The sequence below is a fragment of the Wolbachia endosymbiont of Drosophila mauritiana genome (genome assembly GCF_004795975.1).
GTDB lineage: Bacteria > Pseudomonadota > Alphaproteobacteria > Rickettsiales > Anaplasmataceae > Wolbachia.
Genome location: NZ_CP034335.1, coordinates 583298 through 606299, shown reverse-complemented (window position 1 = coordinate 606299; position 23002 = coordinate 583298). Strand labels below are relative to the sequence as shown.

Here is a 23002-nt window from a genome sequence, read left to right as displayed (position 1 = left end):
GTTACCAGTTAATCGTTGCTTTATAGGGAATCATAATTATGATTTCCTCAAGTTTACTTATGTCTGCATTGTTGACTTGAATATTCCAGTCAGTGCCAATTGTAAGTGAAGGATTAACAACTCTTTGAGAATTACGCTCCCAATTATAGTTGTCTAATTTTATAGTTATTTTACTTATATCTGGTGTTGCAGGTATAATACAGATGTTATTTAAATCGATTTCTGGATCCTTTACATGAATAGGAAAGATTTCAGGAAGTAGCTTGAACTTTAACTCAGAGAATTGCCCACTTGCCTGTTTAAACTTGTTCCATTCTTCTGGGTAGACCGCACTTAGATTGACAATGAACGTGCCTTGATAATACTTTATTTGATCAAGATTTTTTACTTGACGACTTAAAACCTCACCTCCATTTAGAGCTGTATAGTCCAAATGAATTATCACATCAGAAATAGTACTAATATCAAACCTATTGGTTGCTTGAGGAAGGCTTAATTCCCAGGTAGAAACTGCACCTGTGCCTTCAAATGGTAAGTAACGTTCATCACCAAAACTAAGTTCAAATAACCCACTATCTTGATCAGCTTTTGAAATAGCAATTTCTTGATTTGGCTTCCAATTAACTCTTAAAAGATCAGTTTCAGGCTGTTCTTCTTCACTTGGGTTTACTAAGTATTTAATTGCGTTTATTGCACCATCGCTTTTTAACACTACTTGGTTACTTGTTTGTTGCAAACTTGCATGAACATTTTCATAAGGACCAACTACTGCTGGAACAGTAATCTTTATATCTTTAATCTTACGAGCATAGTGACCAGGGAAATCGAGGTCAAATAATTTTTCCGTGAAGGAGAATTTACAGCTTCCCTTAGTTTTAAGCTCATGAAGTGCTATAGGATCAAGAGATTTAAGTGAGATTACTTTAGTGATTTCTAACCTTCTTTCATTGGTATCATGGTACTCTTTGTCAAGTTGCTCAAGTTCAAACTTTAACTTTTGCCCTGAAAGTAGGCCTTCTTTTAAACTGTTCCAGTGTCCAGATTGAATGAATGTTTTATCATTATCAATCTCATACTGATAAGCCCATTCAGCTTGCCTTGCAACTTCTAGTGCAAGTCTATAAGTTTTAATATATAAGCTTTTAAGTTCTCCCTTCATCCAGCTATATAACTCTTGGTTAGTAAATTTACTTCTAAAGAACTCTTCTTTTTCTCTGATTTGCTTGATTGATTCCTTGTGGGCTCTAAGGTCTTGTGTAGCATTAGCTTGGTTTATTTTATTTGCTTCTATTTGATGGCCAATTTGCTCAACATCATGAGTTGCTATGATTTTTTGCAGATTCCAATCTTCAGCTCTTCTTTCATAACCTGCTGAAGTACTAAGGTTCTGTGAAAGAGCACCAGCCACGCTAGAAAATATTTCAAGTCCACGCGCTATTGAATCTGCAGAGCTACCAGGTTGAAACCCTCCACAAGAAAAGCCAAATATTGTAGGGATAAGGTGTATTGGTGCTGCGACTTGTCTAGCAATACCTGCTGCAGTTAATGTAATAGTTGAAGCTACAGATATGGCCATTGAAGAAATCTCAAGAGCAGACCACCCTTTATTAATTAATTTTTCATAATGAAATTTTCGGTCTTTTGCGCTACTCAAACTTACATTAAGTGCCTTAGCCTCTTCTTTTAATGTTTCAATGGCTTTTTCCTTAATGGTTGTCATTAAGTTAGCCATTGTAGCTTCTTGTTTGTTGTAAAGTAAATTAAGTGCCTCAGCATCTTTTTTCTCTAAAACGCTTAATAGCTCTGAACCAATTTGAGTAACGGTATCAGCAATTGATTTAGCATAAGTAATCATGTACTTAAAACGGTAATGAGACACTTGAGCTTTTGGCAGCATTACAGTACTTCCTCCAGCTGCAGCACTGATTAATTGCCTTGGGTCAATTGGTGGCTGGAATAGAGGAAGCTCTAAACGTTTACCTTTGATATCCAAGCAATGTCTTATTTTATAAAGACGATCCTCAATCCTATCCCATAAGGCAATAAAATCTTTATTTTCTGGAGTGCAAAAGTAGTTGCAATATACCGTCGTATCAATTGCTTTTGCCACAGTTCTAGACCTATTTTTTGTATTCTTCTTAGTGCTCTTTGGAACTGCTGCTTCCACCTGACATATACTAGTGTATTTGTCATTTGATAATTCACATATGTTTTTTGTTTCAACATCAAGCTGCTTTTTCTTTTCAGGTTTATTACCAAGAAGGCTCCAAGCTCTTATGTAAAGCATTGTTGCTTGATTAATTCCCTCCCACGAAGCTTGAGAGAATAACATATCTCCCCAGTCGATTAAGTTATCTACATATGAAACTATCACATACTTTTCAAACGAGTTCTTTTTCTTCTTTTCCGCTTCCATATATGGATCAAGTGATCCTTCAACGTCGCATTCCTCATCAGGATTCTCTGAGCTTTGACACTTACTTTTAAAAGGAATAAACTGCCACGCAGAACACCCTTCTTTGTTAGGATTGAAGATATATTGATACCACTTACGTGCTTCAGCAAATTTCTGTTCTTGATTATACAAATACGCGATTAGCGTTGGTATATGAAAGAAGATCTCCCATAAATACACTCCATAGAACCCATAAAAGCTTTCGTTAAAAGATTGTGCTGCTTCCAACAATTCTCTTATCTCTTTCTTATCATGTGCTAGATTTAATGGAGTTCTTCCTGCCTTGTTCTTAATACTAACAGCGCCACGACCTATAAGCTCTTTCACTTTATCTAACCTGCCAAGCTTCACTTCTTGGTGAAGAGAAGTATTACCATGCCTATCAGCAGCATTCACTTCTTGTCCAAATGTTAAAATAGCCTCTATGCCTTCTATGTAAGCTTCTTTATAGGATTTATCAACAAAATCGGCAACGATAGGCTCTTCTAATGAAACATTAGCAGTGTCTTTCTGATTAAATAAATTAGTTACTTCCTCTATATCTTTAGCTTTTTGCGCTTCTAATTCTTCTAGATATTTCTCTTTTTTTTGTGCTAAAATAGTTTCATTGTATTCTTGATCTCGCTTTTTCTCTAAAACTTCCTTTTCTTCTTCAAAACCTTTTATCTTTTCTATTTTTTCATCTATTTTTCCATTTAAATCGTCAATTTTTTTTCTCAGCTGATTTATTTTTTCTTCAATTTCATCTATAGTGCCATTTGCTTTTTCTAGTTCACTCTTCTTTCCTTCTAAAGCTTCTATAGTTTCTCCATTCAATAATTCATCGATTTCGCTTGCCAATTTAGCTACTTCTCTTTCTAACTTTATCAGCTCATTCTGTACTCTGCTTGCTTTACTTTCTACTATTTGCTTTGATTCTGCCAATCTATCTTTCAAATTATCTATTGCTTCCTGCAATCTCTCTTTATTACTGGTACTCTTGTAGATTATCTTTTATGGATTCCTTCTGCTGTAAATTATCCAACCGCCCTTTTAAATCCTCCACTTCTTTTAGCTTCTGATCTTCTTGATTTGCTGAATTTAAGGCTTTCACAGTATCTTCTAAGCTCTGTAATTGTACCTGTACTGATGTATTATCACTTCCAGCAATTTGTTTTGATTTTTCCAGTCTCTCTATTAAGTTATCTATTGCTTCCTGTAATTTCCACTTTTCCACCGATACGTGTGACAAGCCGTCTTCTATTGACTCTTTTTCCTGCAAATCATCAATCTGCTGTTTTAGCTTTACTACTGTATCATACAAATTATTTTCTCTGTCCGTTAATTTTGTAGTCTCAGTTTCTATATTGCTTAGCTCGCCCAGTACTTCTGCTTTCTTGCTTGCAACAACCTCTTTTGACTTTTTTAGTCTCTCTGTTAAGTTATCTGTTGCCTCTTTTAGCTTTCCTGGTTCTACCGGTGTTTGTGGTAAACCATCTTCTATTGACTCTTTTCTCTGTAAGTCATCCAATTGCTCCTTTAAACCCTCTACTTGTTTTTCTAATTCATCCTCTTTCTTTTTTCTTTCTGTTATCGAATCTATTACATCTTGAAGCTCCTTTCTTTGCCCTTCTTTTCCCTTCCTCTCATCCTCTTGTACTTTTCTATCGCCTTCTAGCTTTTCTTTTTCTTTGCCCAAACTTTCTATTCTTTCATCTTTCAATTTTATCTTGTCTTCTATGTCTTTTTTTTCGGCTTCAACCTTTTTATCATACTGCTCTTCTTGTATTTTGCATGAATCTTCTATACTCTTTCTTGCCTCTTCTAAGTTTTTTGACTTATGAGCAAGATATTCTGATTCTGTAAGTGAGTATTCCCCGTTATACATTGATTCAAGGTTACTCATCAAAATAAACTCACTATTTTGGAATCCTTTTTCCATAGACTTTATTAGTACTTCTTGCTCTTCGTTAAGAATTACATTAAGTTTTCCGTAAAATTTATAACTCTTTAATTCTTCAACTTTACCTTTTATTAAATCTTTATATCTTTTGATCTCGCTTTCACAATAAGCATTATTTTTGTCGTCTTCGCTTCTTCCCGCTATGTGTTTTTCATGCAAATCTATCCAATATAAATCTTGCCTTACTTCAGACTCAAATTCTTCACTTATCTTAACATCATATGGCAATTTTTGCTGAGCTGACCAACTACCATCTAACTTTTTAAACATGTATTTACACTTAAAGTAGAGTCAATAATTGACACATCTTCTATTTGCTTTTCCTTTTCGGTTTTTTGTAGCCAAAAAATAAATACTTTACCAAATGCGTGAATTACCCTTGCTATACTAACTGGCATTTTTGTATCAATTTTTTCCCAAGCTAGCCAATCTTGTGCCTGATCACTTTCAAAATTAGTAACACGATAATAGTAAATATAAGGTTCTGCCTGAGTTCGGCCTATTACATATAACTTTTTATCTTCTTTTGAAAAATACATATCAACTACTTGTAAGTTCACAAGCTGGGCAAAATCCTCAAAGTACTTAATATATGCAGAAGCTGCTGCTTCTTCCGTCATATTTCCTTGCATTAAAGTATTCTGTAATGCTTTATATTCTGCTGTTGCAGATTTACGTAGTGTAGGGTTGAGGTAATTTTCAGGGTATAATGCAATTTTCTTAGTTGCCTCCCATTCTCTATAATTATCTAATAAGTCCCACATTTCTTCAGTTAATTCAGAATTAACTGCTACTCCTTCTTCTAGCCCTAATATACAACGATGAATATATAGCTGAAGGCTATTTAGCCCTGCTTTAAGTGGGGAGATTTTTGAGCAGTCACTTATTTCAACATCAATCAATAAGAACGCATACAGACCTCGCATATTCTTATTTTTGACCTCAGAATATGTGTACAGCATATAGTTTGATAGGATATTGCGCTTCTGGTTTTCTAGATGTTCTTTCACTCCCTCTACATAACTTAGCGATTCCCGTAGTTTCCTTTCAATGTTATTGTACTTATTCCATCCAGTAGATGATGGCAAATTATGTAAGTCTTTTAGTTCTAGTAAAATTTGACCATCAATACCTGTTTGTTCTGCCATATCTACAAGAGACTTAATTTTTAGCAAAGAGTCTATAGGATGATTTTCTTTACTGAAACATTTTTTAAAAGCATCAATTTCTTTGATTTGATTTAGTAACTTTTTATCCCAATTAGCAAGCTGTGCTATTTTTTCTGTAACTTTGCTTTCATCATAACTGTCACGTAGCCATTCTGTGTATTGTGATAGAGTAAGTTCATTACCAGAAAAAGCATCCTGCAATGCTTTATGATTTGAAAGGGTTTTAATCTGCTTCTCTGTCCATGTTGCTTTTAGGCCATAAATGGCTGAATGACTTGTAATGCTTTTTATATCCTCTGCACTAAGCTTCAGTACTGTAAAGACTGCAACATTATTTAGAAGTTCTTCAATCATTGCATCGTAAGTTATAGATAAGTCTATTGAGTACGTTTCTTCATATGTTCTTCCAGATGAATCTTTGCAAGTTAAGATCGCTTTATTATTTCGAATGTCTATCGAAGTACATTCACTAGGCTTATAAACATCAACAGTCTTCCAAGTTTTAGCTATATTATCATAAATATCTATTTTTCCAGAGAACTTTGTACTATTTGTGATTTTTGCAAACAAACCGTCACGCATCTCGTTTTCTTTTGCAACACGTCTTGTCCAGTTTTTAGCTATAGAATTATTTACAGAATAACCAGTAGAGTCGTAAATATATACTTGGCCAGCAATTCTATTATTCATCTCCTTTGTAAAGAATATAGCCTTTGTACCAATTACAGCTACTGATACGTTGTTATGCGCTCTGCTAATCTCACCTGTAAACTTCCAGCTGTCAGTAGCGCCATCATAGACATCTATATATTTAGAATATTCTTGATCACCTTTATTTCCGCCAAAGAAAATAGCTTGTTTATTAACTATAGCAACTTGCACCATATCACGTGCTTCACTGGCAACGTGTTGAACTTCTATCCATTTCTCAGTTTTAGCATCATAAATATCTATTTTATTAGATCTCGTTTGACCTACTTTACCACCGAAGAAAATAGCTTTGCCATCAACCACAGCTACTGATGCATTTTCACGAGCTTCACTAACTGTATGCGTTGTCCATTTTTCAGCTTTACTATCATAGATATCAACCTTTGAAGAACATTGGTTATCACTCTTACTACCACCAAAGAAAATAACTTTCGTATCAATTATAGCTACTGATGCGTTTGATCGTGCTTCACTAGCTGTATCTGTGCGATTTACCCATTCTCCATTATTATATATATCTATCGCACTTGATCTTGTTTTATTAATTTTACCACCAAAGAAAATGGCTTTTTCACCAACTACAGCAACCGAAGCATTTGAGCGAGCTTCACTGGCTGTATGTTTTGTCCACACGCCATTATCATAGACGTCTACTTGTAATGAACATCGTCTATTATCTTTATTTCCACCAAGGAAAATAGCTTTGTTGCCAACAACAGCAACTGCAGCACTATCACGTGCCTCGCTGGCTGCCTTAGTTATCCAGCTTTTGGCTTCTTCATCGTAGATGTCTATTTTTTGTGAGTATTCATTTTCACTTTTCTTACCACAAAAGAAAATAGTCTTAGTGCCAATTGTTGCTACTGCTACGTTTTTTCGTGGCTCACCCATTGAAGACTCTACAGAATTTTTGCTGTGTACTTCACTCTTTCCAAGAAAAACGGCCTTATTGCCAATTATACCTACATCATGAACAATATTTTTATTTGGAGACTCAAGTCTTAATAACTGCAAATTTGTTGGCTGCTTTTCTGTAAATTGATGAGCTGCGGCTAATACGTCAGAGCTTATGTTAAAATGTTTACGTATTTCATTATGAAGATTCTCTCGTTCTTCTATTACCTCACTTATTCTTGTTTTGCATTTTTCAGAAAGTGTAGAATCATTGATTAATGCATCCAGCCTTTCCTTGCTTGTTAGTTTTTTGTTTTCCGTTTTTTCTATTATTTCTTTTATTTTATATTCTTCAGAAAGTGTAGAGTCATTAATTAGCGAATCTAATTTTTCTTTGCTTTTTAATTCTTCCAATATACCTTTTATTTTCGTTTTACAATCCACAGAAAGTGTAGAATTATTCATCAACGCATCTAATTTCTCTCTGTTTTTTAATTTTTTGATTTCTGATTCTTCCAGTATTTTTTCTATTTGTATTTTCCACTCACCAGCAAGCTCAGCGTGACTCACTAACGAGTCTAGCCTTTTTCTGATTTCTAATTCTTGATTCTTTTCTATTTCTTCCTCTATCTCATTTATCTCCTTCATATGCTGGTGAGAAAGTGCAGAAGAGTTGATCAATGTGTTTAATTGCTCAATGGTAATAGAATTGTTATTTAGCCAATTATTTAATTCAAAAATACGCTCTATATTATCTAGATTTAGATCAGTGATGTTTAGCTGCAGTAAAATTTGTACTATTTCTGCTGTTGATATATTCATCAACCTTGCTAGCAGGATTTGCTTATGTACTTCTGAGATTAATGATTTTCCAATTTTGTCAGAAACTTCATCGTTATAGTTGACCAAAGAAATGAGTTCGTTATCACTAATATTCCAAATTTTCTTTAGTATAGTACTATTATCTGTGTTTGTAACTAAATCCTTAAGCTTAAATTCACTTGGTAACTCTGCAATCATCGTGTTTAACTTACCAAATAACAATTTTAGTTGCCCAGCAAGCTGAGTAAAGTTGTGTAGAAACTTTTGCTCTTTAACACTAATTTTTTCTTGTTTCTTGGCTTTCTTGCTATGAGTAGTAGATTTATAGTTATCAAGCAGCCATTCCACTTCCTGACGTTTGATTCCAGTTCTTGCAATGAATTCATCAAAATTTTCTTCTTTAAATGGTTCAGAAGGTTCCTTTATACCATATGCTTTCTTTAGATCTGATTCTTTTACTCCTTGTAAAAAGAGTAAAGACTCTGCTGCATTGTTAGCATCTTCTTCACTCTTACTTCCTTCTATTGATATGGAAGCATTAGAATATAGCTTACATACTTCACTTAAAGGCTTTTTTAGCTTTTCCTGCAAGCTTTTGATTCTACTTATTTCCTTTAAAGAATTTGCATCAATTTCATTCTTATCAACCGCAAGCAATACATTACACAGTCCATCAAACGACCAATTAAGCTTATTTGCAAGACGAATAAAGCGATGTAGAAAGCCTAATGCCTGATCAATGTTATCTATAGTACCAGAATTGATACTTAGCTTATTGGTAGGATCAATTCTGTTATAGCAGTCAATTAGCTGCTTTAATTTATCAGAGTCTATATTAGTTTGAGCAATGAACTTCTCAACGTTTTTAAGCTCACTTTTACTTATACCATAAACTTCGCTTATGTCATGATTTGGAGTAGTAATAAGTTCGTACTCTTCTGGAGAAAGGCCTAAAGATTCTGCTATACTATCAGCTTTTGGTTCCAGTACCTTATATACATCAGCTAAATTTATACCCTGCTTTTCAAGATAAGCACATATGCTAACTAAAGGAAAATTTGCTGGTAGATTAAATGGATACTTAGCTTTAGCTAATTTTTCTAGAGCATTGCCACCTAGTTTCTTATTCAGATTATTCTCCATTATTTCATTAGCAATTTCCAGGTATAACTTTGTTTTGTTAGTGCTATTACAATCTAGTGGAAGCTCAAATAAGTCATGACGACGTTCTTTAAGTTTATGCCCTGGAATATACTTTTCAATAGTTTCAACCAACTTAACAAAATAAGCTGCTGGACTTAAAACTGACTGGCAATGGTCACATTCGTTATAACTTTCTTTAGTCTTAAATATAGTTTCAACTACGTTGCTATCTGTTGTCATATTATTCCCCTTGTAAACTGTGTATAATTGCATCGCACTTCTCTGCAGTATCATGGTCGATATTACAAACGCGTAGTGCTCTATAATGTGGTTCGGTCATTTCTCTGGCGTTTTCTATATAACGGGAGACAAATTCTCTCCTTGCTAAGGCCTTCTGATAAATATCCTTCGCTTCTTGCTCTGTGATTGTGTCTTTTACTTTTTCAATAAAGATATCCTCACATAAATCTGTAATTTTAAATGCTGAGTCATATAAATACTCATCATTTTCATTTTTAAAACTGAGTAATTTTTCAGCTTCTTCAACGCTTTCTATTCCCATCTTCTCTAAGAGAATTCGAGAACTGTTGGGTGTGTTTTTGTTGATCATGATTTTCTCCGTATAATTGCTGATTACATGCTCTTAATTAAGAACTCTATTGTCTAGCCAGAAAAAGGAGACTCCTTCTTTTTCAGCTGAAGACAAAAGCTACTGTTTAACTCTATCATTTTTGGTCTTCTATAATTTTCTAATTACTTTATGTTTAATAATGATTTTTTAGTATCTTTCTTTAATTTACTAATATTACTATGGATTAAGGCATATTCTATAACTTGATCTTGAATTGAGCGTGTCATGACCAATTTAGTCTACTTGCTTTTCTCCACCAAAATATGAACATTTTCTTATTTTTGGCTACGTCTGCGGTATCATCTGACGTCGATTGTTTGTGTTTATAATCAAACTTAGAAGAAAGATCTTCTTCATTATCCGATTCCGAGTCACTTAATACAGTCTCAAGATCCTCTATTCCTTCTGAAACTTTATAGAAATTATCTTTCGGCGATTTTTTGTATAGGCCATACAATCCTTTGAATATTTTTGCCTGATACATCTTAGGGTGAGGAACTGTTAGGGAGAGCTCTAGGTTTTGTGTATCCTTAATATCAAGGCGTGACGGTATTTTCAAAAAATCCTTAATTAATTGTTGAGTTGAGTATCCTGATGTTGCTCTAGGTACTCTAGGCATGTGAAAGTGTAATTGACTGCCTTCAGTTAGATAAGGTTCTAACTCTTTTATGGAATTACTATTCTCAGATATATTCATATCGTTTATTATAGTAACATCTTTTTCCAGAAGTTCACTTTTATTTCTATCGTAATCTGAGTACTGTTTCTTTGACTCAGCATCACTAAAATAAGTGGTAACTACCATTCTTTTAGCTAGAAGCTTACCACCTTCTTCTCCACTCTGTTTTATTCATGCTAAAGCTTCCGAGAGGTCTCCTGCAGAAATAAGTATTACATATTTTTTGCCCGCTCTTCTGACTGATCGTTATCAGCAAGCTTAATTTTTTTTTGCTCATGCGTATCGTCTAATAAGAGACCTTCCACAGCGCTTTCTATCTCATCTTTACCTTCTTTCTGTAATGTCTGAACATGTGGTCTCTTTTTGGAACTTAACTCTTCCTCTACCATTCCTCCAATATCAACACTATTAATGGGATTCCCCTTAACAAACTGATAAAGATTTAGCCCATCCACAGTCCCAGCAGGATCAGGATTAATCCACCTGAGAAGCCATGGTGCATAGTAACTTGCACCGTAATAGTATAGACCCGTTGAATCATCTTTCTCTTTCCCCGAATACCTATATTCTTTTTCCGTTACTTCACGAGCTGTTTTGCCTGCAATTAGCGCTGTGCCACCAAATGGCAGATATTCCTCGTAGGTTATAATTTCAGCATTATCATTTAATTCCAAAGCTACTGAATCTAAATGATTACTCAGCTGATAACGACTTTGACTATTTCTAGTTTCATCAAGTGTTCCACGAGTCCAGTAATGATGCAAAGCTACTCTACTTTTATCATCTGCAACATGAACAGTGTATTTTTCTTTACTTAAACTACTCTCTTGATAGGTTCTCATAACCTCAAGATCACCAAAGTAGATTTTTTCTACTCGAGTAGAGTTTTTTTCGTTATTCTGATAAGTTTCAGTAACTTTTCGTACCCGTTGTCCACTACTGTCATAAACATAGTATTCACTATCATTTTTACCACTTGGGCGAGTTATGATATCAACGTAAGCTATGTTATCTCGGTAATTCCAATGCAAATTTTGTGAACCATGAAACTTAAGTAAATTACCCCTTTCATCATAACTCTCATCTATATTGCTTTCATTGACAGATCTTCTATCTATTATTGGCAAACTACGATTGGATTTATTTGAGATGTAAAACTCTTTAGTGGAACGATTTTTCCCGTTATGCCTAATTTTCGTAATGTTACTTCCATAATCAAAGTCATAATATTCCGTGTAATTGCTAATCGCATTTTGGTTATTTAGATGCGGAATCGGTGTAATAATTTCTTCCTTTCCACTTAGCGCCGGATGTTCCTTTCCTGTTGCCTCAATCAGTCGATAAAGCGAATCATAATGATAATCGGACTTAGTATCTATGCTTTTGTTATTTGGAAAAATTATCTTATAAGACTCATCTTCCATTGTAGTAATGTTTCCTATTGGATCATATGTATAGTTGACACTTTGTAATTTTTTTTGTCCTTTTTGACTTTCTAACTTAGTGAGTCAAAAAGTTTTAGGATCATAGCTATAGCTGGTAACAACACCATTGCCATAGGTGATCGATGTACGCTGACCTTTAGGATTATAACTAATGTCTGAAACGTATTCTTTATTAATTGTTTCTTCTCTTTTTTTAAGCTTAATTTGTTTTACTCTGCCTGCAATATCGTAAACTGGAATATGAGCATTATTTTGCGAATCTGTTTTTTCAATTATTTCGCCTAAGACATTATACTGAGCGGTGGAATTAAACACTTCCTGCTCAAGATCTGCATGTACCGTAACAATACTTTCAACGTTTTGCCAATCTGCTTCTTGTTTATAATTCTTCCTCAGAATGTAGCTACTTTTTAATGTCTGACCTTTAAAATCATTTTCTTTAGCTTCAGTTAGTCCTGCTTGATCGTAATGGGCAATAAGCGTTCCATAACGATTGGTAGCCTTATCTTGAATGTCTTCAGAGTAAAAGAATTTTTCGACGACATTGCCATTTAAATTTAGGTCCTTGTCAGTAACTTTTACCTTTATTGGCCGTTGTAATTTATCATATTCTGTGTAAGTAAGTGATCCTTTGCCATCCCAATTGTATACGCTACTCCCTGCAACATTTGCTAGATTCCAGGTTTCTCCAGCATCAATACTGCTACTCTTTAACAGTCCAGATATCGAATAAACATGGCGAAAATTTTTTATTTTTTCAGTTTCTTCCTTACCCTGATTTTGCTCGTAAAATCTTGCATCAACACTTTCTAGTTCATTTCCTTGAATATCAAGTTTGACGTGGGATTTTAACTCTACATTGCTTTGTTCGTTATTGCTTAAAATCTCTATCTGTAAAAACTTTCTTCCTAAACTATCTAAATGCTCTATTGTTGGCGTATTGTAGTGTTTTTCCGCTTTGTCCAGTGCATCTTTTTCGTCTTTTAAAGCTGTTTTTTCTGCTGTACTTGCTCTATTCCATCTTTCATTGAATTCTTTGTAGTACGTTGAATCTTTCACCGTATCATTAAGATCAAAACTCCTTGTACTCCATGAATCAAATTCTACTTTGCTGAAAAAACCTTTTGCTGTATCAATACGAATGTTCCTCAGCAGAGGATCATAATAAAGAGTGTCAGATACTCCCTGATTACGCATGCTCTCTTCGAGGTCATAAAAAGGTGAGTTACTATAAAAAGGTTCATATTTTTTCACCTCCGTACCTTTATTGTTATATACAACTCTCCCTGATGCTAGCCACTTTTTACTCTCAGAATCAGTGAGCATTCTAGTCTCAAGGTTTCTACCAAATCCATCAATGTGAGTTACAATTTGCCTTATTCGAGTAGATGTGTCCTCTGAAACATGAGTTTCTCTCTGCAAATTAATCACATGCACAGGTTGGCCATTTTTTCTCCATGCTTCAAGATCGTAATAAAAGAAACTTGTCGCACTCTGTAAATAGTACTCAGGGCCATTTGCTCCTGCTGCTGTGCCTAAAACACCTTCAAAATTTGGATTCTTTCTCACTTGATATCCGAGTAGTGGTTTATCACCTTTCTTTTCCCCGTTTTCACTGCCATAAATAGAAGTAGCAATTACAACTCCTAGCGGATTTAAAATAATCTCTGAAACATTATCGTTATGATCAGTGAGCTTTATTGGCGTTAAGCGCTGATAATCATATTCTGCTGTCGTTTCATAACTTGAGCTTTCAGTTGCTTTTACTATCGTCTTTATTGGCAGTAAATTATACTGATCATAAATAACTGCTGTTTCGCTACCGAAAACATCAATTACTTTTTCAGGTAAATAGTATTTATCACTACCATAATAGTATTGTGTCGGACTTGGTGCCCACCAAAAGTCAGAAGTTTTTTTATAGCCAAGATCTTTTAGCATTTGATCAGATGCGATTTTTCCGGCAAATACTTCTTTTACTTGGCTATTTGAAAATGCCATAGCTTCAGTATGGTGGAGAAGTGCTTGCTGAGTTACTAAGCCAAGTACTAAGTTTTTAGTTTGTTCTTTATTCCAAAAGTAATTATGACTTTCACTTAAGAGTCTTACTTGTGGACTCGTATAATTTAAGTTCTCTTCAAATTTTATCGTATTTTGCAAGGACTGTGTTACGTGAGTCCTTAAGTCATTAATATTAGTATAACCACTAACTGCAACTCTTAGGCCACCAATCTCAAAAGCTTGTGATTTATAGAGAGCTCCAAGTAAGTAGAATTCTTTAGTATTATTAACGTAAAAGTTATATTCTAAAGTAGCATGTAGTTTTTGCTGTTCTGAATAATTGCCTGATTGGTTTCGTCGAGGGTAAGTAATACTTGCTGATTTAATGACATTACCATATTCATCTACTTCTAAAACAAAATCGTGCTGAATACGTGGATCACAGCAATTCCTTTCATAGTGATAACTGATAGTTTCTTGTAAATTCACAAAGAATATTCCGTATTTGAATACTTTATGAGAGCTGTTTGTACTAGATTGTAGCAATTTTACACAAGCACTGGACTCTGTTACCGAATATGGATGCTGATAAAGATCAGGATTTTCATCCAAACCATATACTTCTTGTCTTAGCACTTGCCCCTGAATAGCTCGGTATGCCTGTCTTTTGTCCTCTATTGAGATGATATTTTCATCAAATACCTGAGGAGTGATTCTTAAGGCTTTCTCATCCCCTTGGTAAAATTCTTTTCTATAACTTTCAACTAAATCTTTCGCCTTTTTATAAGCTCCAGTATGATACCAAGTCTTAGTGTAAATTGGCGCTACATAATGCTCTTTTTCGGTTTGATTGATCATGAAAAAATCTTCTGTATCCCAATTTTCTACAAAACCAAAACCTCGAAATTCTTTTTCTGTATAATCATAAAAACCATGATGATAGCGATATTTATTGGTAAGTTTACTTCCTACTATATTATCTATGGTTTCTATTTTTTCAATTACTTGTACTGGGAACGGCAGACTTGTTACCCACGGGCGGTTTTCTTTTCTATCCTCTAAATAAAACTTAGTAGAAGCTGCATAATGAAGACGGGTAATGTTACCCATATTATTATCTATTTGCTTCAGTAAGTGCGGTTTTACTCCATTGTAAAAATCATAGTATAAATGTTGTAACTTTAAGTTTTGATCAAGATAACTAATAAGCAAACAATTGGTACCATTCCCTAGAATGTCAGCAAACTCAATTCTACTAATATGATTATAATCAATAGGCAGCTTTAGATTAACTGGCTTGCTAAATGAATTGCCACTATTGTTGTAGTAAATATCTAAACTATTGTGATTTGCATAGACTAAGTCAGTAGTACCTGATCCATCAATGTCAGCAAAGTATAAACGTTTGACATTGAACCCATCCCTAAAATATGGAGCATTTTTAAATACAACTTTTTCACCAAATTTACCGTAGCCAAGATTTGGCCAACATTCTACTTTACCATTTTCTATTTTAACTAGATGGCTTTTGCCATCACCAAACATGTCAGCAAAGCGTACTAAAGTACTCTCTGAACTGGCACGTTGATTTGGTAGATCTTTTGGCACTTTACTGTAAATAGCTTTTTTGTATCCTTTTTTACCAGCAGATGGATATACTCTGACGCTTTCTCCTTCAAATACTACAACATCAGTTCTTCCATCTCCGGTGACGTCTATCATCTCTTGAATTTCACTACTTAGATTGACTACTTGCGATTCAAGAGGCTTAAATTCACTCCATTTACTATTACCATCAAAATCATGGTAACCCTGAAAACCACTTTCATTCACATAAAGCTGTAACTCACCGTTACCTTCTAAGCTCGTCAGTGAATAAGTAGTTTTACGAAGCAGCGATGGAAAACGCTCCAGTAGTTTAGCTTGAGCAAACTCTCCATCACCATTTGGTCTGAAATAAAGGATTGTGTTGCCATCGTTATATAATATTCCTTCAATACCTTCTTGATATAGATCTACCGATTGAAATCTTCGGTCATTTAGGTACCCAGCAAACCCTTGAATTTTTACCGGTTTAAAAGAGTTTCTATTATTTGAATTGTGAAGGTCTAAAAAATTTCCTTTTTCTTTTATGACAAGAGTTTTTTCACTGTCTTTGATTCTCCAATTTGAGTTTTCTTCAGAAATTTCTGCATTTTGTTCTGAAAAGACAAAATCTTGTTCTTTTAAAATCTGCAAAAGCTGTTTAGATGGTTTCTTGAGTGTTACCGATGAAACTGTTGAAATGTAGGTAGAATCATCGCTGGTATGAGAAAAAACTAGAATTGGCGTAGTCTTAGTAAATCTTTTTTCTCCTCTTTCATAATAGCCAACCTGCTTTACCGCTCTTAAATACGTAATTGTTGGTTTTTCGTCGTAATCAAAGTACGTTCCATTTACTAGCTTTGGTTCTTTACCAAGCTCGTCAAAACGGTGATAAATTCTTATAGCTCGACATAATAACTCAGTCCTTACTGCAAATCCTGTAGTGTGCAAGGTAAACGAATCTTGACGGAGAATTGCTTTTCTTTCTTCATTATATTTTTTATCGACTGGATTTGTAAAATCACTTTCGCCATAATCAAACAGAACTTCAAAATGGTTATGCTCTTGATTATATCCATAAGCAATGCGATCTATTACTCTGCCACCACCTTGTCTTTCTAAACTTGCTGTACTTGAGCGATAATAATAAAATATTTTATTTCCATATACATCGCTTAATTCCTCAAGTAACCATTCTGCTATGTGGCTATTACTTTTTGGATCATAAATTTGTGCTTGTTTATTTTTACCATAAATAGCAATGCTGCCATCTTTACTAGTGACTTGCCAATAAACCGTATTATCATTTTTACTTATCAAACGCTCTATTTTGGCAAACAATCCTTCAACACGTGGCTCATAGTAAGTAATATTATATTCACTATTACTCAACTCATTAACGAGTACTAAATCATCTGCTCCTGTAAGCACGAAAACATCTTTATTATCATAAGTTGGAATTTTTTTAGATGTTTTTCTGATAACACTTGCTATTGAAACGTTAAACCCAATACCGAACACTCCGTTACCACTCCCAGAGCTGTAATCAATACTTAAAGAAGGCGAAAAATTACGGCACGTTGGCAGTGGAACTGGTACTGAAAAAGATCCAGTACCAGTGAATGAATTGGCCTCAAAAGATTCACTAATTCCTTTTATAGCTCCACCACCTTTTGGCAGTTCAAGCTTTTTGGCCTCAATAGTAGACTTTTGTGAAGTATCTTTGTTATGTTCCATTTGATTTGATTGCGTGAAAACGCGCTTTTATGTTATATATATACAAGATTGGTAAAAAAAACGTCCAAATTATTTTTTAAAAGTTTTTTTTATCAAAAAAATCTTGTCTTTGAAGTTTGTAAATCTCTCATAAGAAAAAAAGTTTTTTTCTTGAGCTCATGTCATTTTAATAGCGCAAAAATCATCAATTACTTTTTGATTATTTTCTATCATTGCCTTTGCTTCTTGCTGCAAACATTTAATATTTTTAGATGTTATATCATCCATCTCAGCTGATGCTACTTGCAATTGTGATTGTATTCGTATATATCTACTACCTATTACTTGTTCTAGTTGATAATCAACGCAATCCAATCCAGAAGCGAACATCACATTCAGTAGTGGCTTGATCCACCCTATTTTGCCAAATTTCCTTGAGTTAGCATACTTTATACTTCTATCTGTTCCACCAGTGCCTATTGATAGCAGTATAATCTCGTCATTTGGAAATAATCTCTTGCCACTTGCATATGCACAAGCTGCTGGATTATTAGCAAACACTCCGCCATCTATCAACACTCTCTCTGTTTGGCTAATTTTCAGACGTTTTGGTGTAAAGTACGTTGGAGCAGCTGTTGTAGCTCTGAGTGCATCTTTCAACTTAATGTTTTCTTCTTTCCAACTTTTAAAGAAAAATTCACAACTATTGTGAATGTCATAACTGGTGAGTAGTAGATTACTTGCAACATCGGCCATAGTATTTTCACCAAAGTATTTGTTGAGAATAAATTCCATATTTCTATACGAGTACTGAGAACCACTCAGCCAAGAAGCAATTGATTTTCTCCAAAATGATGATTGAAAGATATATGCTCCATACTCTTGATAAAGTTCAACCAAATCATTGGCAGAGTATTGAAGTTTATTGCTTTTACAAAGTCCAGCAACAATAATCCCACCGGTTGAGGTGCCTGCCATTAAATCAAAAATCTGGGAAATTGGCTTTTTTGTCCTAGATTCAATTTCTGCTAGAATAATGGCAGGAATTATTCCTCTGATTCCACCTCCATCAACAGATAAAATATACTTTGCCACTTTTTTATTTTTGTCTCTGCTCAAGTTCATTAACTTCCTCAGCAAGGTTTTTGACCCTTTCTTCAAGGCGATAGATGATTTCTGTAGTCCTTTGATTTTGCTCTATAAATTTATCATGCATATGCACTCTTAAGTCGAGCTTAGCTAGCCACCAGATCAATGCTATTGTTTGTATCACCATAGTAGCAATTACTGCTACAGGGATCTTTCCTATGTTTGTCATCTTTTTTAAAGGAAAAGTTGTATATATACATATACAAGATTCATCAAAAATACGTCCAAAAAATCTTTTCTAAAATAAAGTTAATTAGTTGCACTAAACAAGCGATGTAAATAATATAATCAACATGAAATCTAGCCTTTTTTGGAAATTGTTAACAAGTTCAATAATACCGATAATATGCGTTATTGTTCTGTATCAGCACTTTAGTACAGACCAATTATCAAAAGATGTGCCAATAAAAAGTAAGGTAAGTGGCAATGATCTGGAAACATTATCTACTGCAGCTGAAAAATGTAATTTAGATACTGTAAGATCCTTAATAAAAAATGTAGTAGATATCAATGCTACTCGTCATTTTGGTGCAACATCATTACACTATGCTACAAGCGGAGGCTGTTTAGAAGTCGTAAAATTTCTAATTGAAGAAGGCATTGATGTAAATACTACTGATGCTTTTAGCTGGACAGCTCTGCACTATGCTGCACGAAAAGGACATCTGGAAATTGCTAAATTTCTACTGAAAAATGGAGCAAATCCTTCTGCTAGAAACAAAGATAAAAAAACTCCTTTAGATCTTGCTATAGAGAAGTTAAACAATAATAAAGAAGATATCTATGAGGAAATTATCAATTTACTTTCCAACTATCAATTATTCCCGTAACAATAGTACGATAGCCAAGGTTATCAATTACATGCTCAGCCCTATTTATTATCCATTTACCATAAACTCCTTTACGAAACCCCAAAAGATTAATCTTTGCTTCAGCAAATAATTCAGGACTCCCTGGCATTGTGACATTGAGTGTTGCTGCATTACTCATCAGCTGATTCAACTTCGCAGATGCTGCACTTTGTGCCAAATCACTACTTGCATAAATATCTCGCAAAATATAGCTTGGTTCTTGATCACCTACTTTTTCCGTTATTGTCTCTGCTTTTTCATAATCATACCAGTAAGCAATAACCGAGCCATATTGATTACGCTCATTAAATCTTACTTTCCAACTTGCAATATCTGCAGGTGTTAAAGTAATAGTGCTTAAAGTTTTTCCGGTAACCGATTTTGCTTTTCCTTTTGAAACAAAAAGTAAATACCCTCCAGCAGGTTTTGCTATTGCTCCATAAATTTGAGCAAGCCTGGTTAAAAAGTGCATATCACTTTCTGCAGTCTGATCAATATGTGATATCATGATATTTGCAAACTCCGCAGCAACTTTAGCTTGATAGCCATGTTTGTCTGCAATCTTTTTTACCAAATCATTCAAGGTGATTTGATGCCACTCATTAAACACTTGTTCCTTTAATGACTCTTTTAGATCGGCTGCATGACTTTTAATCTTTAGTGATTGTGGTGGGCCTTGTAGCGTAATTTCATTCACTATGTAATCTCCCATCGGCACAATACCAGTTTCCTTATACCCAAGTAAAATATTTAGCTTTGCCCCAGTTCTAGGAGTCTCAAATAATGAATCACGGTCATCAAGATGAATTACAGCAGTATCACTTATTATTCCAGCTTCATCAGTAATATGCATTGATACCAATCGACTTTTTATCAACTTAGTGATGGAAATGCCCTCTACTGAAATACTAAAGTCTGGTGTCATTTTAATCCCATAGTTTTACTACTTGCTTTTGTGTCTCTTTTTGAATAACAGGAAGTTTAATGATTAATCCTGCAGGAAGACTTTTATACTCTGCAAGTCCAGGATTAGCTCTTAACACAACCTCAACTGCTCCTGAGCTGAATCCATAGTAGCTCCAGCAGATTAAATCTAACATATCATTCTCCTTAGTTTTGTAATACATCATCAAGTTGTATATCATCAGCTGGATTATTTAGTGATCCGTCTGAAAACACGTTATCGTAGTGCTTCAAACTTAAATGAAACTCAATCTTTCTTGGTTCACCATTTGGAAAAAAATATTTCTGTGTTTCTTCTATTTTCATGATAACAAAATGGCCTAAAATGTTACCTTGGCCATCAATGAGTAAAAAAGGTTTAGATGAATTTCTCATATTATTTATTTGCTTCAATCCTCCCGAAAAATGCGAATAGATTACTCCCGCAAGCTCAATAATATCCTCTCCAGGACCAATACTTTGAAGTAATGGCTTTTCCCCAATACGCTCAAGTGCAGGCCAGCGATATTCATTCCTGCGTGTAAAGCCTCGCTCAGTTAATGAAAATCTATATGGACCGAGAGATAACATAATTTAATTTGTATCATAAAGTGCGCCACTAAATTGCTCTCTAATTCGCTCCATTACTTCATCAGCAATACTACGTACATCTTGTCCAGAGCTTGGGTGAATATTAATATTAAAGTGATTATTGTGTGTTTTATTCTCTATAGTCTTATTGTGCGCTGCAATTGGGTGCTTAAGGGCGTCGCTTATAATATTATTTACAGACCTAACTTCTAGTTTAGCCTCATTTCTTTTATTCCACAGATTACTGATTGTTTTAAAAGGCTGAGTAATATTATTCCAAAATTTTCCTACCCAATCAGAAAAAGACTTCCATACAATTTTCACTGATTCCCAGATAGTAACAAAAAAGTTCTTTACCACTTGCCATTTGGTAATTATCAAAGTTGCAGCAACAGCAAGACCGCCAATAACGAGTCCCATAGGATTACTCATTAAAGCAATTGTCAATGCTTTAAATCCAACAATAATTGCTGGAAAAACTGCAGAAAGACCTATTTTTACTAAAGTAATAACAGATCCAAACATTCTCCAAGTAGACAAAAAAGCGAATAAGGAACCTTTTACAAAAGTCCAAGCATAGCCAAGAGATATAGCTGCTATTTTAATGCTAATTAACGCTGCAATCGTACTTATTACCACTGTAGTCAGTACTCTATACTCCTTGGCATAAAATGCTACTTGTACAGTTACTGACCTCAGAAGATTAACAGTAAAATTTAAAGGTGGTAATAATACAGAACCAAGATTCATTCCCACTTCCGCTATTGAGTTTTTAAGTAACTGAAGGTTATTTGCTGTAGTATTTGCTCTATTTTCAAACTCCCTTTGCATTGAGCCCCGATATTCCCCGTTTATTAATCGTAAAGATTTTTTGTATTCATTAAGACTACCAATGAGTAGTGCTATATCGTCTTGATATTCAAGACCAAAGAGATCAAAGAGAACGCTAGAACGTTCTTGCTTACCTAGTTTTGCAACTGTTTCTAAAAACTTAACTAATGTGCCTTGTGCATTCTTGCCAATTGCTTTTTCAAATTCCTTAGCATTTATTTTTAGCTGCTGAAAAGCTTTTTGAAAATTGCCACCTTGTTTACTTGCAGTTTGTAGCTTACTGAGCATTGAATTGATTGCCGTACCTGCTTTTTCAGGAGTTTTACCTAGACTAATGAAGCTACTTGCTAAAGCTCCCGCTTCCACTGCAGTTAAACCAAATTGCCTTGCTGTACCACCGATTCTGTTTAATGCAGGAACAATGTCTTTAGCTTTTGCCGCAGTATTATCAGAAATATGATTTATGGCATCACCAATGTTTTTCATTTCACCAATTTTAATTTGATAAATGTTAGAAAGCTTAGCAATAGCGTTTCCTGCTTCTTCTGCTGACATATCAAATGCAGTTGCCATTTTGGCCACAGTGTCTGTAAAAACCGTAAGATCTTTAGCTTCAATACCAAGCTGACCACCACTTGCAGTAATTTGCGCAAGTTCTGCCGCAGATAGCGGAATTGTCCGCGACATTTCCTTTAATGTTTCCCCAAGTTTTGTGAAACCATTTACATCTTTATCTTCAAACTTTACGACTTTCTTTACATCAGCCATGGCGCTCTCAAAACTAATTGCAGCCTTAAGTGGTGCTGCAAGGGTGAGGCCAAGCGCTACAGCATCCATCATTTGAGCTCTAAAATTTGCTCTTTGCGCTAAAACTCCTTTACGTTTTTGCATTACGGAATTTAAAGCTGTATAGTTATTTTTAAGCTTTTGAATAGAAGAGCCAAGTTTAGCTTGATCTCCAATAAGAGATTTTATATCTCTACCACTTTTACTGAACTCCGTGCGTAAATGGTGGAGAGCACTTCTTTTTTGTAAATAAGCTGTTTTAGCTTTCAGTGCTGCAGTTTTAGACCTTGTAAACTCGTTTTGCAGGCTCTTACTTGGTGCTCCTGTATTTTTTATCTGCTGAGCAAGAGATTTTGTTTTTATTTCTAGTTCATTCCAAGAACGCCTAGCAAGCAGAGCATCGTGGCTTAATTGTTTAAACTTGAATACTGATTTACTTGATGATTCAAGTTGTTTTATCGTACTACCAATACGAGAAAGTTGCTTCGTGCTACCTGCTATCGTACTATTAAAACTGCTTTGCAGTGTTGCTCCAATTACTATAGAAATTGCCTTCATTTGTATAATTTTCCGCTACTTTCAAACCAAGTAATAAATTCTTCAATATCCATATCAAGCCACTGATTGATTCCACCACCAACCATTGAGCTAAGTGATAAT

At 34.6% G+C, this 23002-nt stretch carries 14 protein-coding genes; 1 reads left to right on the top strand and 13 read right to left on the bottom strand.

Annotation, left to right across the window (positions count from 1 at the left end):
* Position 1: 1 nt before the first annotated feature.
* The 9 genes from EJB00_RS03030 to EJB00_RS02990 all read right to left on the bottom strand — a co-directional run bounded on the left by EJB00_RS03030 (position 2) and on the right by EJB00_RS02990 (position 18510).
* Positions 2-3412 (bottom strand): Tc toxin subunit A-related protein, encoded by a 3411-nt coding sequence (locus tag EJB00_RS03030; protein ID WP_136132830.1) that lies wholly within the window; start codon positions 3410-3412, stop codon positions 2-4.
* A gap of 10 nt (positions 3413-3422) precedes the next feature.
* The gene (locus tag EJB00_RS03025; protein WP_136132829.1) at positions 3423-4667 is read right to left on the bottom strand and encodes a coiled-coil domain-containing protein; all 1245 of its coding nucleotides are present in this window, start codon (positions 4665-4667) and stop codon (positions 3423-3425) included.
* Entirely contained in the window at positions 4652-9376 is a 4725-nt protein-coding gene (locus EJB00_RS03020) for a neuraminidase-like domain-containing protein (protein WP_158673914.1), read from the bottom strand. The genes EJB00_RS03025 and EJB00_RS03020 overlap by 16 nt, the downstream gene beginning before the upstream one ends.
* A gap of 1 nt (position 9377) precedes the next feature.
* Positions 9378-9746 carry a hypothetical protein gene (locus EJB00_RS03015; protein ID WP_015588517.1) on the bottom strand — a complete coding sequence of 123 codons (369 nt, stop codon included), beginning with the start codon at positions 9744-9746 and terminating at the stop codon, positions 9378-9380.
* Between the two features lie 244 nt (positions 9747-9990).
* Positions 9991-10572, bottom strand: coding sequence for a hypothetical protein (locus tag EJB00_RS03010; protein WP_135352723.1), 582 nt, complete (start codon positions 10570-10572; stop codon positions 9991-9993).
* A gap of 86 nt (positions 10573-10658) precedes the next feature.
* Positions 10659-11870 carry an RHS repeat-associated core domain-containing protein gene (locus EJB00_RS03005; protein ID WP_136132827.1) on the bottom strand — a complete coding sequence of 404 codons (1212 nt, stop codon included), beginning with the start codon at positions 11868-11870 and terminating at the stop codon, positions 10659-10661.
* Between the two features lie 84 nt (positions 11871-11954).
* The gene (locus tag EJB00_RS03000; protein ID WP_135352721.1) at positions 11955-17213 is read right to left on the bottom strand and encodes a SpvB/TcaC N-terminal domain-containing protein; all 5259 of its coding nucleotides are present in this window, start codon (positions 17211-17213) and stop codon (positions 11955-11957) included.
* Between the two features lie 156 nt (positions 17214-17369).
* Positions 17370-18287 carry a patatin-like phospholipase family protein gene (locus tag EJB00_RS02995; RefSeq protein WP_135352732.1) on the bottom strand — a complete coding sequence of 306 codons (918 nt, stop codon included), beginning with the start codon at positions 18285-18287 and terminating at the stop codon, positions 17370-17372.
* Positions 18288-18291: 4 nt separating this feature from the next.
* On the bottom strand, positions 18292-18510 hold the full coding sequence (locus EJB00_RS02990; RefSeq protein ID WP_015588514.1) for a hypothetical protein: 219 nt from the start codon (positions 18508-18510) through the stop codon (positions 18292-18294).
* Between the two features lie 124 nt (positions 18511-18634).
* On the opposite strand from EJB00_RS02990, the gene EJB00_RS02985 reads away from it, so the two are divergent.
* The gene (locus EJB00_RS02985; RefSeq protein WP_015588513.1) at positions 18635-19171 is read left to right on the top strand and encodes an ankyrin repeat domain-containing protein; all 537 of its coding nucleotides are present in this window, start codon (positions 18635-18637) and stop codon (positions 19169-19171) included.
* On the opposite strand, the gene EJB00_RS02980 is transcribed toward EJB00_RS02985, so the two are convergent.
* From EJB00_RS02980 to EJB00_RS02965, 4 genes are read right to left on the bottom strand one after another with little or no spacing between them, the layout of a single operon-like run.
* Positions 19137-20117 carry a phage late control D family protein gene (locus tag EJB00_RS02980; protein WP_015588512.1) on the bottom strand — a complete coding sequence of 327 codons (981 nt, stop codon included), beginning with the start codon at positions 20115-20117 and terminating at the stop codon, positions 19137-19139. The two genes, EJB00_RS02985 and EJB00_RS02980, sit on opposite strands and share 35 nt — an antisense overlap.
* Before the next feature lies 1 nt (position 20118).
* Positions 20119-20325 (bottom strand): tail protein X, encoded by a 207-nt coding sequence (locus EJB00_RS02975; RefSeq protein WP_015588511.1) that lies wholly within the window; start codon positions 20323-20325, stop codon positions 20119-20121.
* Positions 20303-20725 carry a phage tail protein gene (locus EJB00_RS02970; protein ID WP_015588510.1) on the bottom strand — a complete coding sequence of 141 codons (423 nt, stop codon included), beginning with the start codon at positions 20723-20725 and terminating at the stop codon, positions 20303-20305. Before EJB00_RS02970 ends, EJB00_RS02975 begins: the two co-directional genes overlap by 23 nt.
* Before the next feature lie 3 nt (positions 20726-20728).
* Positions 20729-22900: a phage tail tape measure protein gene (locus EJB00_RS02965; protein ID WP_135352720.1), complete on the bottom strand. Its 2172-nt coding sequence runs from the start codon at positions 22898-22900 to the stop codon at positions 20729-20731.
* Between the last annotated feature and the right edge of the window lie 102 nt (positions 22901-23002).

Coding starts and splice junctions, on each gene's coding strand:
- EJB00_RS02965 (WP_135352720.1), bottom strand. CDS start 22,900: ATGAAGGCAATTTCTATAGTAATTGGAGCAACACTGCAAAGCAGTTTT.
- EJB00_RS03025 (WP_136132829.1), bottom strand. CDS start 4,667: ATGTTTAAAAAGTTAGATGGTAGTTGGTCAGCTCAGCAAAAATTGCCA.
- EJB00_RS03020 (WP_158673914.1), bottom strand. CDS start 9,376: ATGACAACAGATAGCAACGTAGTTGAAACTATATTTAAGACTAAAGAA.
- EJB00_RS02970 (WP_015588510.1), bottom strand. CDS start 20,725: ATGTTATCTCTCGGTCCATATAGATTTTCATTAACTGAGCGAGGCTTT.
- EJB00_RS03000 (WP_135352721.1), bottom strand. CDS start 17,213: ATGGAACATAACAAAGATACTTCACAAAAGTCTACTATTGAGGCCAAA.
- EJB00_RS03005 (WP_136132827.1), bottom strand. CDS start 11,870: ATGGAAGATGAGTCTTATAAGATAATTTTTCCAAATAACAAAAGCATA.
- EJB00_RS02990 (WP_015588514.1), bottom strand. CDS start 18,510: ATGACAAACATAGGAAAGATCCCTGTAGCAGTAATTGCTACTATGGTG.
- EJB00_RS03010 (WP_135352723.1), bottom strand. CDS start 10,572: ATGGTAGTTACCACTTATTTTAGTGATGCTGAGTCAAAGAAACAGTAC.
- EJB00_RS03015 (WP_015588517.1), bottom strand. CDS start 9,746: ATGATCAACAAAAACACACCCAACAGTTCTCGAATTCTCTTAGAGAAG.
- EJB00_RS02980 (WP_015588512.1), bottom strand. CDS start 20,117: ATGACACCAGACTTTAGTATTTCAGTAGAGGGCATTTCCATCACTAAG.
- EJB00_RS02985 (WP_015588513.1), top strand. CDS start 18,635: ATGAAATCTAGCCTTTTTTGGAAATTGTTAACAAGTTCAATAATACCG.